Annotated in this window: 13 protein-coding genes; 10 read left to right on the forward strand and 3 right to left on the reverse strand. The window is 64.4% G+C overall.

Annotation, left to right across the window (positions count from 1 at the left end):
• Positions 1-10: 10 nt before the first annotated feature.
• The 5 genes from HNQ39_RS02840 (at position 11) to HNQ39_RS02860 (ending at position 7,426) form a co-directional block, all read left to right on the forward strand.
• On the forward strand, positions 11-2,068 hold the full coding sequence (locus tag HNQ39_RS02840) for a hypothetical protein (protein ID WP_184192442.1): 2,058 nt from the start codon (positions 11-13) through the stop codon (positions 2,066-2,068).
• A 284-nt stretch (positions 2,069-2,352) separates the two neighbouring features.
• Positions 2,353-5,133 (forward strand): DUF2341 domain-containing protein, encoded by a 2,781-nt coding sequence (locus HNQ39_RS02845; protein WP_184192443.1) that lies wholly within the window; start codon positions 2,353-2,355, stop codon positions 5,131-5,133.
• Positions 5,130-5,816, forward strand: a complete 687-nt coding sequence (locus HNQ39_RS02850; RefSeq protein ID WP_184192444.1) for a phytanoyl-CoA dioxygenase family protein — start codon at positions 5,130-5,132, stop codon at positions 5,814-5,816. Before HNQ39_RS02845 ends, HNQ39_RS02850 begins: the two co-directional genes overlap by 4 nt.
• A gap of 51 nt (positions 5,817-5,867) precedes the next feature.
• On the forward strand, positions 5,868-6,374 hold the full coding sequence (locus HNQ39_RS29585) for a hypothetical protein (RefSeq protein WP_221289770.1): 507 nt from the start codon (positions 5,868-5,870) through the stop codon (positions 6,372-6,374).
• A 20-nt stretch (positions 6,375-6,394) separates the two neighbouring features.
• Entirely contained in the window at positions 6,395-7,426 is a 1,032-nt protein-coding gene (locus HNQ39_RS02860; protein WP_184192445.1) for a hypothetical protein, read from the forward strand.
• A gap of 237 nt (positions 7,427-7,663) precedes the next feature.
• On the opposite strand, the gene HNQ39_RS02865 is transcribed toward HNQ39_RS02860, so the two are convergent.
• Positions 7,664-9,100: a sulfatase family protein gene (locus HNQ39_RS02865; RefSeq protein ID WP_184192446.1), complete on the reverse strand. Its 1,437-nt coding sequence runs from the start codon at positions 9,098-9,100 to the stop codon at positions 7,664-7,666.
• Positions 9,101-9,358: 258 nt separating this feature from the next.
• Between HNQ39_RS02865 and HNQ39_RS02870 the strand changes: the two genes are divergently transcribed.
• From HNQ39_RS02870 to HNQ39_RS02890, 5 genes are all read left to right on the forward strand, one after another.
• Positions 9,359-10,243 (forward strand): tetratricopeptide repeat protein, encoded by an 885-nt coding sequence (locus HNQ39_RS02870; RefSeq protein WP_184192447.1) that lies wholly within the window; start codon positions 9,359-9,361, stop codon positions 10,241-10,243.
• Positions 10,240-11,430, forward strand: coding sequence for an MFS transporter (locus HNQ39_RS02875; RefSeq protein WP_184192448.1), 1,191 nt, complete (start codon positions 10,240-10,242; stop codon positions 11,428-11,430). Before HNQ39_RS02870 ends, HNQ39_RS02875 begins: the two co-directional genes overlap by 4 nt.
• A 191-nt stretch (positions 11,431-11,621) precedes the next feature.
• On the forward strand, positions 11,622-11,903 hold the full coding sequence (locus tag HNQ39_RS02880; RefSeq protein ID WP_221289773.1) for a hypothetical protein: 282 nt from the start codon (positions 11,622-11,624) through the stop codon (positions 11,901-11,903).
• A gap of 4 nt (positions 11,904-11,907) precedes the next feature.
• Positions 11,908-12,324, forward strand: a complete 417-nt coding sequence (locus HNQ39_RS02885) for an HNH endonuclease (RefSeq protein WP_184192449.1) — start codon at positions 11,908-11,910, stop codon at positions 12,322-12,324.
• A 9-nt stretch (positions 12,325-12,333) separates the two neighbouring features.
• On the forward strand, positions 12,334-14,886 hold the full coding sequence (locus HNQ39_RS02890) for a family 78 glycoside hydrolase catalytic domain (protein ID WP_184192450.1): 2,553 nt from the start codon (positions 12,334-12,336) through the stop codon (positions 14,884-14,886).
• 16 nt (positions 14,887-14,902) lie between these two features.
• Here HNQ39_RS02890 and HNQ39_RS02895 read toward each other — a convergent pair whose 3' ends face one another.
• A complete protein-coding gene (locus HNQ39_RS02895; protein ID WP_221289775.1) occupies positions 14,903-15,628 on the reverse strand; it encodes an SIR2 family NAD-dependent protein deacylase in 726 nt (241 codons plus the stop codon).
• A gap of 30 nt (positions 15,629-15,658) precedes the next feature.
• Positions 15,659-16,432, reverse strand: a complete 774-nt coding sequence (locus tag HNQ39_RS02900) for an ankyrin repeat domain-containing protein (protein WP_184192451.1) — start codon at positions 16,430-16,432, stop codon at positions 15,659-15,661.
• Positions 16,433-16,446: the final 14 nt, after the last annotated feature.

Below are 16,446 nucleotides of genomic sequence, written 5' to 3' on the forward strand. Positions count from 1 at the left end.
ATAGTAGCGCATGACAAAGATCGAACCTATCGCGACATGGACGACACGTGAGGCCGCCTTTGTGCTGGGAGCGAGCGGTGCCTGGCTCGCGCTGGCACGGCGTCGGGACGGGCGCAGCTACGTCGCGCCGGGGCAGCCTGCGCCCGTTCTGCAAGTGCGTGTCGCCGGGAAGCTACACGCGCCGGAGACCGCACGCTGGGACGGGCGATCCCGCCGCCTGACACTGGGCTTTGGCACGAGCGGCGTGAGCGCGACACTGGCGATCCAGGCCAAGCCGACCCACCTTATGCTGGAGCTGGTGGAAGTAACCCCCAAAGAGACGGTCGAGCTGGTTGTCTGGGGGCCGTATCCCACCGTGATTGGGGAGACCATCGGCGAGATTGTCGGGGTGGTGCGGGATGCGGAGACGGCCCTTGGGATCCAGGCGCTCAATGCCAAGACCCTCGGCGGCTTTCCCGGCCAGGAGAGCGATATCGAGCCGGACTACACCGCCGACGACACCGGCACCTACCCGGACCTGCCCGATGCCCTCAAGAAAGACCAGCTCTTCCGCGGCGACACCGCGCGACGCACGGCCTTTGGGAGCGTGGTGCAGGCGTACTGCCGCAGTCGAGTAGCGGAGCGGGTGATCCCGAACTGGGGTATCGAGAAGTTCCCCGCGCCGGCCTTCGACGACGGCGGAATGGTCGGGAGCAAGCTGGCGCTCTTTCTCTGCCCCGCGGCAAAGGCTCTGGATACCATTGGGGCGATCGAGGTGGCGGAGGGGCTCCCGCACCCGCTGCTCGATGGGGTCTGGGCCAAGAAATCCCCCCGCGCTACGGACTCGTACTTGATTGTGGACTTTAGCGAGGCGACCATCGACCGCGCCATCGAGATGACCCTCAAGGCGGGGCTGCGCTATCTCTACCATAGCTCGCCGTTTGAGACCTGGGGGCACTTTCGCCTCAAGCCGAGCCTCTTTCCCCACGGGGTTGCCGGCCTGCGGGAGTGTGTCGAGCGGGCGAAGAAAGCAGGTGTCCGGGTGGGCTTTCACACGCTCTCGAACTTCCTTACTCCCAATGATCCCTATGTCACCCCGCGCCCCGACCCGCGCCTCGCACGGAGCGGACGGAGTACACTCACCGCGGGTGTCTCCCCCACCCAGACCGAGCTGCCTATCGCCGACCCGGAGCCCTTTCTGAAGAAAACTGCCTTGAGCACGGTCGCCCTCGGCGATGAGCTGATCCGCTACGAGAGTGTCTCCCCGAGCGCACCCTGGCGCTTGCTGGGCTGCCAGCGCGGCGCGTGGGGGACACAGGCGGCGGCGCATGCGAGCCAGAGCACAATCGGCAAGCTCCTGGACCACGACTATAAAGTCTTTCTCACCGATGCCTCACTGACCCAAGAAGTCGCCAAGAATATCGCGGCGCTCTGCAACCAGGCGGGGACCCTCCAGATCTCGCTGGATGGGCTGGAGGGCAACTGGTCCACGGGCATGGGGCAGTACGGGCGGACTCTCTTTACCCAGAGCTGGTACAGCACGCTCGCCCCCGAGCTGAAGGGGCAGATCAACGATGCCAGCAACCCCGGCCACTTCAACTGGCATGTCTACACCCGCATGAACTGGGGCGAACCCTGGTACGCCGGCTTCCGCGAGAGCCAGACGCTCTACCGCTTTAAGAACCAGCTCCACTACTCCCGCAACCTCATGCCCCGGATGCTGGGCTGGTTCGCCCTGCGCCCGGAGACCACTCTCGAAGACGCCGAGTGGCTCCTGGCACGCGCTGCGGGCTTCGATACGGGCTTCGCGCTGGCAACCAGCCTCGCGAGTACCGCGCAGCTAAGCGCCGACCCGCTCTCCGCCGAGACCGCCAAGCGCTTTGGGACGATCCCGGCGATCTTGGAGGCCATCCACCAGTGGGAGACCGCCCGCCGCACCGGTGCCTTCCCCGAGAGCCTCAAAGCGGAGCTACGCGACAACACCCGCGAGTTTCACCTTGAGCCCGTCGGAGCCAACCAGTGGGACCTCTACCCCGTTCAAGCCGGCCAGCGCGGCAAGCCCACTCGCCTGAGAGGAAAGCGCAAATGATACTTTTCTTAGGGGCATCGCTCCTCTGTTTGACATCCCTCCCCCGGTTTACATCCCTCCCCCCTGCCCCCTCCCTTCCCCACACCCAGAGGGTACCCGCCTCGTTCCGAGGGGGGAAGGGAGGGGGAGAACCCACCCCTCTGACTCCCCTCCCTTCGTCCCGACGAAGTCGGGTTTCAAGCGAAGGGAGGGGCCGGGGGAGGGATGCCAAAAGGGATGCCGATGCCCAATCGGCCTCCCTCTACCTCCTCACCACCCCCGACGGCGCGAACCTGCCAGCGTCGGTGACGCTCACGGACTTTCCCGTGCTGATCCGCCTCCGCCGCGAGACCTTTCCTTTTGCCCAGGCCCAGCCCCACGGTGAGGACCTGCGGGTCACGGACAGCGATGGTACACCACTGGCCTTTCAGATCGAGCAGTGGGACGCGCAAGTGGGAACGGCGAGTGTGTGGGTGCGGGTGCCGACGATTGTCGGCAATGCACGCCAGGAGCTGCGCCTGCACTGGGGCGATCCGGCGGCAAAGAGTATGTCCAGCGGCCCGGCGGTCTTCAATGCGAGCAATGGCTACCTGACGGTCTGGCACATGGACGAGGCCCTGGCCGACGCCACCGGCACGCTGACAGCGACCAATAAAGGCACCACGCTCGTGCCGGGGCCGCTGGGGACGGCGCGGCGCTTTGCGGAGAGCCAGGGAATCGCGGGCGGCGAGCGGCTGACAGGCTTTCCCACAGGCAATCAGCCGCATAGCTCCCAGGCGTGGTTCCGAGCGGAGCGGCCCAATGTGCGGATTCTGGGCTGGGGCAACGAGGAGCGCCAGGGCAAGGTGACGATGCAGTTTCGGAGCCCTCCGCATGTCAGCATGGACTGCTACTTCTCCGATGCCAATGTCGCCAGCAAGAGCAAGCTGGCCCTGGGCGAGTGGGTGCATGTGGTCCACACCTACGAAAAGGGCAACGCGCGGGTCTATATCAATGGTGTCTTGGATGGCACGGCGCAGTCACAGGGGGCACCGCTGAGTATCAAGAGCCCCGCTCGTTTCTGGATCGGGGGCTGGTACAACAGCTACGACTTTGTGGGGGAGCTCGACGAAGTCCGGGTGTCGTCGGTGGCGCGCTCCGCCGACTGGGTGCGGCTGGAGTACGAGAACCAGAAGCCCCTCCAGACCCTGGTCGGGATGCTCGTGCAGCCGGGCAGCGCACTCTCTGTCTCGGTGCCGCAGCTCACGGTCCGTGAGGGGGAGCGGGCCACGGTCACGGCTCAGGCAGGCGGGGCGCAGAAGCTGGTCTGGCTCCTCGATGGCCAGGTTGTCGCCACCGACCGGCTCTCCTACACCCTGGAGGCGGGCCGGGTGCGCGGTGAGACAAAGCGCCGCTTGCAGCTCAAAGCGAGCTACCCCGAGGGCGTGAAGACGCGTGAGATTCCCGTGACGGTCCAAGAGGCCATTGGCGATCCCGTGGTCGCGCTCAAGGCACCGCGCCAGTGGGACGGCCGCTCGCCGATTGAGGTGACGGCAACGATGGCGGGCAAGAGCACGCTGCCGCTCCGCTATGCGTGGAAGGTGGAGGGGCTGGCGACGAGCAAAGAGGTGCTCCCCGGCAAGCTCCGCCTCACCCGCGCCCAGAACAGCGGCACGCTCACGGTTACGGTCGCGGTGGACAACGGCGGCGCGCCTGTCACGCAGTCGGTGAAGATTGCCGTGGCAGAGCCCAAGAGCGATCCCTGGGTCGAGCGCAAGCCTGCCGTGGAGGAGCGACCGACAGACAACCAGTTCTATGCCCGCAACCCGATAACAAACGAGGGGACGCTTCACGACAAGGGCACACTGAGCGCACCTGCTGACGCGGTCTTTCTGCGCCTCTACGCCGATGGGGTACTCGCTAAGAGCGTCACGCAGAAGCTCGGTCCGAGTCGGGCGTACGCGCTCTCGGTGCCGCTCAAACCGGGGCTCACTCGCTACGAGGTCGCGTTTGGGAGTGTTACGGGGGGCCAGGAGACGGTTCTGCACACGGCAAAGAACCTTGTCTGTGGCGATGCGTTTATCCTTCAGGGGCAGTCCAACGCGGTCGCGACGGACTTTGGGAAAGAGACCCCGGCCTACCAGAGCGAGTGGATTCGCACATTCGGCACGCGCTGGGAGAGCGCCCGCTACCGCAACCAGGACGGCCAGACAGGCGAGATCGGCTACTGGGCGATGGAGCTGGCAAAGCGCCTGGTGGAGAGCGAGAAAGTGCCAATCTGCATCCTCAATGGTGCGGTTGGCGGGACACGGATCGACCAGCACCAGCGCAACCCTAAGAACCCCACCGACCCCGAGACGATCTACGGGCGCTTGCTGAGTCGAGTTCAAAAAGCGCAGCTTACCCACGGGATTCGCGCGATCCTCTGGCACCAAGGCGAGAACGACCAGGGTGCCGACGGCCCCACGGGCGGCTTTGGCTGGGAGACCTACCAGGAGTACTTTATCGACCTCACCGCGGCCTGGAAGACGGACTTCCCCAATGTCCAGCGCTACTACGCCTTCCAGATCTGGCCCAAGTCCTGCGCGATGGGAATCGACGGCTCCGACAACCAGCTCCGCGATGTCCAGCGCCAGCTTCCCGCACTGTTCTCCAAGCTGAGCATCATGTCCACGCTGGGGATCGACCCGCCCGGCGGCTGCCACTTCCCAGCGGCGGGCTACGCCGAGTTCGCCCGCCTGATCTTCCCGGTGGTCCAGCGCGATAGCTACGGCAAGCGCTTCGACGCGCCGATCACGCCCCCAAGCCTCAAGCGTGTCTCTCTGGGCACGGGCAAGGGCGACACACTCGTGCTGGAGTTCGACCAGCCCGTGGTCTGGGAGAGCGCCCTGGCAAGCGAGTTCCTTCTCGACGGCAAGCGAGGGAAGATCGCCTCGGGGAGCGCGACGGGTAACCTCCTGACGCTCACCTTGACCGAGCCGCTGGCGGCTCAAACCCTAACCTATCTCGATAGCGCAAGCTGGAGCCAGAAGCGGCTCCTCCGCGGGGCCAATGGGCTCGCCGCACTGACCTTTTGCAACGTTTCGATCTCTAGGAGGAGAGAGTGACCACAGACATCGATTTTTTCTTTCGTGAGGGCTACCTGCACGTCCCGGGGATCTTCACCCCCGACGAAGTCGCGGCGCTACGGGCCAAGACCGATGCGTGCTTTGAAAACCGGGAGCAGCTCGACCCGAAGTTTATCTCCTATGTCTATGGGGCGTTTGTGCTCCGGCGCGGCGCGGAGTACGACCCGCTCTTTGCAAGCTTGGTCGAGCGCCCCGAGATTCAAGCTCTGGCAAGCGCCGCGCTGGGGCCACAGCCTGCCTTCAATGCCCTCAATGTGATCCGCAACGAGCCCGGTCAGGCGATCTCGCTCTGGCATGTCGATGATGTGCTGGAGCTGCCCCTCCCCGACGATATCCCGCGCTTCGATGCCCGGATTCGTCTCCCCGTGCTCTGGCTGACGATCCAGGTGGCCCTTAGCGATATCGAGACCCTGGAGCACGGCCCGACCCAGTTTGTGCCGGGGAGCCACTACTCGGGACGAAAGCCGCCACGCGACGAGGAGAGCCCTACCTTTGAGGGCCGTGGCCCGGTGCCCGTGTTCTGCAAGGCGGGGGATGTCTACCTCACCAACCACCAGTGCTGGCACCGCGGAGCGCCCAACCTCTCGGAGCGGACGCGCTATGTCCTCCAACTCCAGTACGCCACCCGCTGGGCCGACCGGCGCTTCCGTGGCGTGGCTTGAAAAATCCACAGGTCCCCCAACTTTTTGCGATCGAGCAAAGATTGAGAGAGTATGGAAACCAAAAAGACATTTACACGACGTGAGATCTCGGTTCAGGCTGCCCTGGCGTTGCTCGGTGGCGCGACGATTACCTTGATGGGCTGTGGCGGTAGCGGGGCAAGCGATCCAACTCCCTCGCCCGCCCCGACCGCAACCCCGGTGCCCACGCCTACACCCACACCAGGGCCCACCGCGACGCCGTCGCCCACCCCGACTCCGACGCCAACCCCCACGCCTACGCCGACGCCAACTCCTACACCCACCCCAACCCCGACACCCACTCCGGTCCCCGACAAGAGTGCGACCAGCATCTCGGCCAACCATGGGCATACCTCGGTGATTACGTCCGCGCAGCTTATCGCGGGTGGTGGGCTGAGCCTGAGCATCCAGGGGACATCCGCACACGACCATACGTTCACGTTGACGGGGGCTGAGGTCGTGTCGATTCGGGATGGGGCCACCGTGACAAAGACAAGCTCGCTGGTCTTTGGGCATACCCACGACGTTCGCTTTAACTAGAAAGTAGCGTGAGCAAGCCGATGAGACGTGTGTTTTTTCTCCTGGTTCTCTGTCTGACAAGTGTCGTGCGTGCCTGGGCACTGCCCTCGTACGCCCTGCGCTACAAGGTCTCCTGCGCGACCTGCCATACGGTCGCGCCCTCCCTCAACTCCTTTGGGCAGGCGTTTCAGGCCAACTACTTCCGCTGGCCCACGGGACAGGAGCCGGAGAAAGCCACAGGGCTGGAGGCGCTTCCAGTCTCGGTGATCGCCACGGGGAGCCAGGACAGTGGCCAGAAGTTCTCCACGGCCACCAAGCTCCGCGCATTCCAGCTCAATCTCTCCGATGCGGGCTACTTTATCGCGGCGGCTCCCGCCGCGACGCCCGAAGCACGCCAGGGGAGCCTGAAGGGGGCCTATGTCGCGCTTCCTACCGGGCGCAAGGGTCTGGCGGTGGTGGCGGGGCAGAGCAGTCCGCTGATGTACCAGTACGATCCGGTCAATGCCCTCACCGCAGCGCTCCCCGGTGCCCTGACTGGCAGTGTCCGCGGCTTCTCACCGGTTGACTTCATGCCCACGGTGCGTGCGGACTACTTCAGTGGCCGCGGGGGCGCGACTCCCGATGGCACCTATCTCTCGGTGGGGGTGCCGTTTGGCGGAGCGCTGGGGCTGCAAAAAGGCGCACGGGTCCGGGAGAGCAATGGGGTCTATGCCCATGCCTTCCAGCGCCAAGGGGCGACCAGCACGGGGCTCTTTGGCTACGCACGGGGGAGCGCCTCCCTCCTGAGTGCGCTGGGAACCTACCAGGTCAACCCCCGCTCACGCGTCCTCCTGATCGGCACGACTGGCAACGCTCCCGGTGAGCGCGTCCGCAGCGCCTCGCTGGAGGCGGAGCACCTCGCCCTGCCGGGTCTGGCGGTCACCGGGCGGCTGGAGTGGGGGGACTTTGCACCCTACCCGGTCGTCGCGCTGAACTACTCCCCGCCCAGCCTGGGAGCCGTGCGCCTCTCCCTGGAGACAGCGGCCCAGCACGGTCAGCGCCGTCTCTCGCTAGCGACACGCCTCCAGCTGTGATCGCCCTGGTTGTATCGCTCCCGTTAAGATCGCCCCCGTCGGAGGCACCCAGAGGGTACCCGGTCTTACAGTCCTCGTGCCTCGGACACAAAGGGCTTCGCCCATAACTCCCGAGTAAACTCGGTATGGCCGGAGGCCTTCGTGTCGGAGCCCGCGACGACAGCAAGACGCCCCCCTCCCACGGGGGCGATTAACCACGGGGGCGATTAACCACGGGGGCGATTAACCACGGAGCGATTACCCCGGCGCGGTGCGTCCCTCGGACTTGGCGCGCTCCAGCAGCGCCTTGAGCTCCCGCACGAGCTCCGGGCGCTCGGCGTAGCGGTTCGTGCGCTCCGCAGGATCGTCTTTGAGGGAGAACAGCTCCCCCGGCAGGTTGTGGGGCGGGCTGGGGCGCAGCGCCTCGGGCTCGCCCTTGCCATTGTCGTTGCCGCTGGGGGCATCGATAAAGACCCAGTCACCCTTGCGGATCGCAAACTTCCCCGATGCGGCTTGGTGCACCGTGGGGATCGTCCGGCGCTTACCGGGCTTCCCCTGGAGCGCGGGTAGCAGATCGACACTATCCTCGCCCGCATTTAGGGGGAGCTTGGTGCCCAAGATTCCCGCGACTGTCGCGAGCAGATCGACATGGCAGATGGTCTCCTTACACTCCGACCCCGGGCGAATCTTACCGGGCCAGCGAGCGATAAAAGGCACCCGGTGGCCGCCCTCCCACATGTCCCGCTTGACCCCACGGAGCCCACCCCGGCTGTCGTGGTGGAACTTCTCGATACGCTCGTAGGCCCCGATCCCCACCTCGGCGGCGACCTCGGGGCCATTGTCCGACGTGAAGATCACAAGCGTGTCTTTCTCTCTCCCGAGCCGCTTGAGCGCCGCGAGGACATCCCCTACCACGGCATCGGTCTGGGCGACAAAGTCGCCGTAGGGCCCGGCCTTGGTTCGGCCTTGCCACTCTTTGGAAGGGACGATAGGGAAGTGGGGGGAGGTGAGCGGGAGGTAGAGAAAGAAGGGCTTCTCGGTGTCCTTGCTGACTTTTTCCAGCCACGCCACCGTACGCTGGGCGACCGTGGGGAGGATCTCCTCCAGCTTCCAGCCCTCGAGGATCGGGCCGGGGCGGTTGATCTGCCCCTCTTTCTCCGTGTGGCGCGTGGGCACCCCGACCGTGTGGTCGCCCTCGATAAAGCAGTACGGGGGGAAGTTGGGAAGATCGACCCCAAAGTACGTGTCGAAGCCCCGCTCCAGTGGGCCGTCGGCGATGCGCTTGGTGAGATCGACATTGGTGGGTCCCGCGTTCACCCCCTTGGGCGGGGCACCGTCTTTGGTCTCCCAGCCAAGGCCCAGGTGCCACTTGCCAAAGCACCCCGTGGCGTAGCCGTGACTACGGAGCAGGGTCGCGAGATTGAGCCGCTCGCGCTCCAAGATCGGCTTACCCCAGGGTGCGACCACCCCGTTCTTCAGCAGGCCCCGCCAGGCATAGCGCCCCGTGAGCATCGCGTAGCGTGTGGGAGAGCACACCGATGCGGGGGCGTGGGAGTCGGTGGCACGGACCCCCTCGCGGGCGAGGGCATCCAGGTGCGGGGTCGGGATCTTCGAGGCAGGGTTGTAGCAGCTCAGGTCCCCGTAGCCAAGGTCATCGGCAAGGATCACAACAATATTAGGCAACGTCGCAGGCATGGGAAGGAGTTCACCGGGAGCACTCGGATTTCCTACCTTCAGGGACAGGTCGTAGCCCGGACAACGAGTGTCCGGGCTTAAGAGGACGACGGCTGCCTTCGCAGCCACCAAGTACGAGACGCAGCCAAGGGAATCTAGTGGCGACGAAGGTCGCCGTCGTCTTCTTAAGCCCAAGGACTTGTTCCTAGGGTTATTCGTCCCTAGGGCTCCCCGGGCTCTCGTCGTTCCTGCAACTTTGGCAACAGGTATAATGCCGCTATGAAAGCCACCCATGAGACGCGGCAACGGATGCTCCTTGCGGCGACCGGCCTGCTGACTCCGGTTGTCATGTTCCTCGCTTGGGGCCTCTTTGACCGGTTTGCGCCTCGTCCGCAGCCTTCCAAGCTCGATTTCCGGCGGGATGCCATGACACGGGAAGAGAGCTTCAAGTACGGGCAGCTCCGGGCGACCCTCCTGGAGGCGGCTCGGCGGCGGGACTGGGGGAAGGTGCTCCTCAAGGCGGGAGAGGCCTGTGGCTCGGAGTGCCCCTCGCGGATCGCTGCCCTCCAGGCGGAGGCCCACTGGCGCACGGGGCAGCGCCAGAAAGCAGCCCAGCTCTGGGAGCCGCTTCTGAACTCCTCGAGTGTTGCCTTTCAAGCGGACTTCCTGGCGCTCCGCGGCGACCTGAGCGGCTATAAACAGTACGTCTCTAGCATGGTCCCCGATCTCGACCCGCACCGGGTCAACGACACCGCGTGGGCAGCGGTGATCCTGCCGCGGGTGCTTGATAGCTACGCGAGCAGTGTCGAGCTGGCGCAGAAGGCCGTGGAGGCGGCGCGGACTGCCCCTGAGACACAGCAGGAGCTGGGCAATGCGCTCAATACCCTTGGGGTGGCGCTCTACCGCGCGGGCCGCTACGACGAAGCCCAGGCGCGGCTGGAGGAGAGCCAGAAAAGCACGCCCGAGATGGCCAACACGGTCTTTTTAGCGCTCTGCTACCACCAGCGCAAGGACGATAAAAAAGCACAGGAGCTTGCGGATACCTACTACCAGTACCTCTACGACTCCCTCCCAGAAGACAACCAAACCCGACCGGAGTACCTCCTGTTTGAGCAAGAGCTACGCGCCGTGGTACCTCCTTCCAAGAAAGTAAAGACCCTGTGACCTCCTCCGCCTCCGCGTCTGATGCCCCGCGTGCCTCGCTCCTGGTGCTGGGAACCGCCGCCTTTCTCGTCCAAGCCGACTCCCGCGTGGTCGATCCACTCCTGAAGATTATCGCGGGGGACTTTCATGTCACGAAAGAGGGGGCCAGTATCGCGCTGACCCTCTATGCCTTTGCCTACGGGCTCTTCCAGCTCTTCTACGGCCCGCTGGGGGATCGGATTGGCAAGCTCAAGGTGATGGCGGCCGCCCTGGGAGCGTTCTCGCTCACCGAGCTGGCCGGGACCTTTATGCCCAGCCTCCCGCTCTTCACCGTCCTGCGCTTTCTCACGGGCATGTGCGCCGCCGCGGTGATCCCACTCTCCTTGGGCTATATCGGCGATAAGTTCCCCGCCAGTGAGCGCCAGATCACGCTGGGGCGCTTCATGAGTGCGCTGATGCTCGGGCAGATCCTGGGGAGTGCTCTGGGAGGAGTCTTCGGCGACTACCTGAGCTGGCGGGTGATCTACCGGGTCTTTGCAGGGATCTCGCTGGTCATGACCCTGCTCCTGCTCCGCGAGAGCCAGCGCGTCCCCGAGGCACCGCGCCCGGAGCGAAAGTTCTCGTTTGCGCCCTACCTCACCCTCTGGGCCAAGCCCATGACCCGCGTGGTGCTGGTTGTGGCCTTTATCGAGGGCTTCTTTATCTTCGGGGGCCTGCCGTTTCTGGGGGCCTCACTCCGGGAGCGCTTCGATCTCTCGTACAAGACCATCGGGCTTCTCCTGGGCTGCTTTGGGATCGGGGGCTTGATCTACAGCGCGAGTGTCAAGAAGCTAGTGCCCAAGATCGGGGAGCTCGGGACCCTGCTCCTGGGCGGCTCGCTCTTACTTATCGGCTACTCGCTCATTGGCTGGCTTCCGGTCTGGTGGCTCTTTGTTCCCGCGATTGTGATCTTTGGGATGGGCTACTACACCATGCACGGCCCGATCCAGACCCGCGCCACCGAGCTCGCCCCGGAGATGCGGGGCACCGCCGTGGCGCTCTTTGCCTTCGCGTTCTTTCTGGGGCAGGCTGCCGGTCCCGCTGTGATGGGGCAGGTGCTCAAGCACGGGGGCTACGGGGTCGGGTTCCCGCTCGCGGGGGCAGGGCTCTTTGTCTTGGCCTTGGTGGCACGGTCGCTGTTCGGGGCGGGGAGCAAGGCGGCCCGCTAGAGCGGCTCGCTCGCCATGGAAATGCCTAACCCGCCGCGATCCTGCTCCTCTACACCCTCGCGGAGCTTCGGGAGCTACGGCGGGAGCTGGCGGTTCTGGCGCAGATGCCCGTGGAGCCGCCTGTGCCACAAGCGCAGCACTACGGGCCGCAGTAAGCCAGGAGATAGGTTCGGCGGTACAATAGCGATAGCATGAATGATAAAGGACGAGCAAAGGGAATGGTTTACGATGAGTTTATCCAGCTCATTGCACAAGGGGGCGGTCCGGAAGCCGTTGTCGCCTTTCGCCCTTCGGATTCGGCCCAAAAGCGTGCCTATGAGCTTGTGGATCGCAAGAGAGCAGGCAGTCTCACTCCTGAGGAGGAGAGCGAGCTGAGCCATTTTTTGCAGCTAGAGCACCTGGTTCGCATGGCTAAAATTCGAGCACGAATGATCCAAGTCGAAACTACGCCAGCACCTGCACAAGCCGCATAAAAACGTGAGCCGTACCTACATTTCCCAGATACTTCGTCGGCAAGTCAGTGAACGTGCACGACGGTGTTGTGAGTATTGCCTGCTTCACGAAGACGATGCGACGATCTCCCATGAGGTCGATCATATCGTGGCGGAGAAGCATGGTGGACTCACTATTCTTGACAACCTGGCCTATGCCTGCTTTCTCTGCAATAGTAACAAAGGCAGTGACCTCGCTTCCCTATCCTTGACGGGTGAGCTGGCGCGATTCTTTAATCCACGCACCGATATTTGGAGTCAGCACTTTCGCATTGTTGGGGAGCTGATCGTGCCCACGACTGCGATTGGGGAAGCCACGGAGCGCATCTTTCAGTTCAATACCCCGGAGCGTTGCGAAGAACGCTGGGGACTTCAAGTGCTAAATCGCTTCCCGACAGGTTAGAATGTCTGCATGCAATCAACGGCACTGACGGCGGTGAACCTGCGCTGCGAGTATCGCAGCAACCCCTTGGGGATCGACTCTCTGGCTCCACGGCTCTCCTGGGAGCTGCGGACGTCGCAAAATGGCGAGCGGCAGACCGCCTACCAGGTGCTCGCGACCACCAGCAAAGACGGCGGTGGGAGCGTGCTCTGGGACTCGGGGCGGGTGGTAGGAAGCGACTCGATCCAGGTGGCCTACGCGGGCAAGAAGCTCGCGAGTGGTCAGCGGGTCTTCTGGCGCGTGCGGGCCTGGAACAAGGCCGACCAGCCGGGGCCGTGGAGCCGCGAGGCGAGCTTTGAGATGGGCCTGCTGACGCCTTCGGACTGGAGCGGGGCGCAGTGGATCCGAGACCCGAAGCCCGCCCCCGAGAATCCCTACGCCGACGATCCCCTGCCGCTGTTTGGGAAGAGCTTCGTCCTGCCGCGTGCGGTGCGGTCTGCGCGGTTGTTCGTGACCGGGCTGGGGTACTTTGAGGCGAGTGTGAACGGCACCAACCCTAGCGATGCGACCCTGGAGCCGGGCTGGACCAACTACGAAAAGCGGGTCTACTACCGGACGCTTGATGTCACCAAGCTCCTCAAGCGCGGCGAGAACGCCCTCGAAGTTCTGGTGGGCAATGGCTGGTGGCACCCCCTGCCGCTGGTCATGTTCGGCGGCGCGGCGTTCCTGCCCAAGACCCTCCCGACCGGGCGGCCGCGCTGCATCGCCAAGCTGGAGATCGAGCTGAGCGATGGCACGAAACAAACCGTTGTCACCGACACGAGCTGGAGCGTGCGCGACAGTGCCCTGCGCTTCCAGAACAACTACATCGGGGAGGTCTGGGATGCGCGGGAGGCGGGCAAGGGGCTCGCGCGGCAAGCTGTTTTAGCGACCGAGCCGGTCGGCCCGCTCCAGTGCGAGCCCCAGCCGCCCATCAAGGTGATCGGGACACGTCGCGCAAGTGTGCTCAGTGAGCTCAAGCCGGGTGTCTTTCTGCTCGATGCGGGTGTGAATCAAGCGGGGCGGGTGCGGCTGACACTGAAGAACACCAAGCCCGGACAGAAGCTCGTGCTGCGCTACGGGGAGCTGCTCCACAAAGACGGCACCCTGAACCCGATGACGGGGGTCTGTGGGCAGATCAAGGGGGGGAATAAAGAGCGCCATAGCGCCCCCAAAGACAGCGAGCGGCCGCATATCCCCGCCATTCAGGAGGATGTCTTTCTCTGTGCCGGGGCCGCGGAGGAGACCTTCCAGACCCACTTTGTCTTCCGGGGCTTCCGCTATCTTGAGGTGAGCGGCGTGACCGAGAAACCCACCGCTCTGGTGCAGTCCATGGCCGCATCAGTGGAGAGCGCGGGGGAGTTCTCTTGCTCCGAGCCGCTACTGAATCAGATCCAAGAGGTCACGCGCCGGACCTTTCTCTCCAACCTCTTCTCGGTGCAGTCCGACTGCCCGCACCGGGAGAAGTTCGGCTACGGCGGCGATATTGTCGCCACCCGCGATGCCTTCCTCTACAACTTCGACATGGCCGCGCTCTACGCCAAGATTGTCACGGACTACGCCGATGCCGCGCGCCCCGATGGCTCCCTCCCCGACACGGCACCCTACGTGGGGCTCCAGTACTGTGGGGTCGGCTGGCCCATGGCGTTTCCGCTGCTCCAGACCGAGCTGCTGCGCTACTACGGCGAGACGCGGCTGATCGAGGCACACTACGCCACGCTCGCGCGCTGGCTGGCGGGCACGGACGGTAAGAAGGGCCTCACGGATCATGAAGCGCGTGTTGGAAGCCCAGAAGAAGCCACGCTGCCGCTCCTCTATGCCGAGTGTGCCCGCATGGCGGAGAAACTGGCGCTCCTCCTAGGCAAGCGTGGCGATGCGGCAAAGTGGCGCACGCTAGCCAAGACCACCACCGAGGCCTACCAGCGCGCCTTCCCCGATGCCCCGCCCACGCAGGCCGCCCTCGCCTATGCCCTGGAGTACGGGAAGCTCGATAGCACCGCCGAACAGCGGACGCTGGAGCGCCTGCTCGCGGACCTAAGAGCTCACGAGGGGCATGTGACGACGGGAATCTACGGGACGAAGTTTATGTTCGATGCCCTCTCGCGCCTCGGCCACGCGGAGGCTGCCTACACGTTCGCGACCAAGAAGACCGTGCCGTCGTGGGGCGCGATGATCGCCGGAGGCGCGACCACGCTCTGGGAGCACTGGGAGTTCTCCGACAATACGTTCTCGCACAACCACCCGATGTTTGGCTCGATCAGTGCGTGGTTCTTTGCCTGGCTCGGGGGAATCCAGCCCGCACACGATGCGATTGGCTTCGACAAGATCGAGCTACGTCCGCAGTTTGTGGCCGGACTGACCCAGGTGAAGGCGAGCTACAAGTCCCTCCGAGGGCCGATCAAGGTGGAGTGGCGACGGACAGGCGCAAAGCTGGCGCTGAGTGTTGAGCTGCCTGTCGGCTGCACCGCTACCCTTCATCTCCCCGATGGCACGACAAAAGCACTGGAGAGCGGAAAGCACAGCGTGGTCGTAGCTGCCCCCTGACCCCCACAAGTGGGGGTCAGGGGGCCAAGAGTACCGGCAAGAGCTCCTCAGCGCGCCCGACAAACTCGTCGTGGAGGTAGGGGTTTTCGTGGCGTGACGGCTCGATATTGACCGAGACGCAGTGCGCTCCGGCATCGTAGGCATCGAGGAGCAAGTAGGCGGCGGGAATCACGACACTACTGGTGCCGACCACCAGAAACAGATCGCAGCCACGGAGCGCGGCGGCGGCTTGTACAATCGCCTGCTCGGGGAGGGTCTCGCCAAACAACACGACATCGGGGCGCAGGGGCGCGCCACACGCTGGGCAGAGTGGGAGCGTGTCGTAGCTGGCTTCGTCGTAGAAGGGCGGCAGGTTGCACTGGGTGCAGCGCGTCCGCAAGCCCGAGCCGTGTAGCTCGATGACATTCTCACTCCCTGCACGCTGGTGCAAGTTATCAACATTCTGTGTGATGACTGTCACCGAGCCCGGCCAGCGTTTTTGCGCCTCTGCAAGGGCAAGGTGCGCTGCGTTTGGCCCCACAGAGAGCGCGGTCGCCCGCCGCTCGGAGTAGAGCTTCCAGAGCTCGGGGAGGCGGGTGGGGATGGACTCGGCGTGGACAATCTTAGCGAGCTCGTCGTTCTCCCACAAGCCCCCCGGCCCACGGTAGGTCGGTAGCCCCGACGCCACGGAGACGCCCGCGCCTGTCAGGATCACAGCGCGATGGTACTTGGTGCCAATGCCGAGTGGAGAAATAGTGTTCATGTTACTTTATTGCGGTGCGAAGCGCTCTTGCTAAACAGATGTCGGCGCGGCCTCCAAAAGAGCCAGAATCTCCTTTGCGTTGTCGGCGACCCACTGCCACTCAGGCTCCTCACGGGCGATTTCTTCGCGTTTCTTGACCTCGCGCTGCGCCCGTGCTAGCGGTGTCTCCCCATAGTGATTCGCCACGAAGGGGTTCGCTCCGCTTGCTAAGAGTAGCTCCACACACGTGACACAGTGCTCCGAGATGGCGTAGTGGAGGGGACTACTGCCCCCGTTGTCGAGCGCATTGGGATTGGCTCTCAGCTCCAGCAGTATACGGACACTGCTAGGATTGGCAACATCCCCGGCAAGCGCCCAGTGGAGTGGCGTTCCCCCGCTGCTGGCCCGTGCCTCCAGAGGAGCCCCCGCCGCGACCAGCAGGCGGATGATCTTCTCCTGCGCCGGAGGATCGCCGCCCTGCGTCTCCGAGTGCCAGCAGATGGCATGGAGCGGTGTCCAGCCCCGGACATCTGCGGCAAGCGACGCACCGTGTTTGAGTAAGAAAGCTACTCCCTCGGGCTGCTGGCAGAAGGCAATCCAGTACAGGCGGCTCTCACCTTGCTGGCGAGTGCGCTCCAGGGGCACGCCCGCGTCCAGAAGAAGCTCTGCAATCTCAATAAACCCCGATGTGAGAGCGACATCGAGCAGGTCGTAGTCATACTCCGTGTCAAGCCAGTCCAGGGGCGCACCTTGTGCCAGGCAGGCTCTCGCTTGCTCCAGCCAGCCAAACTCAACAGCATCCGCAAGTGGGTTCGCGTAGGGCATCGTTTTCTCAGTCT

It is taken from the genome of Armatimonas rosea (genome assembly GCF_014202505.1).
GTDB classification, from domain to species: domain Bacteria; phylum Armatimonadota; class Armatimonadia; order Armatimonadales; family Armatimonadaceae; genus Armatimonas; species Armatimonas rosea.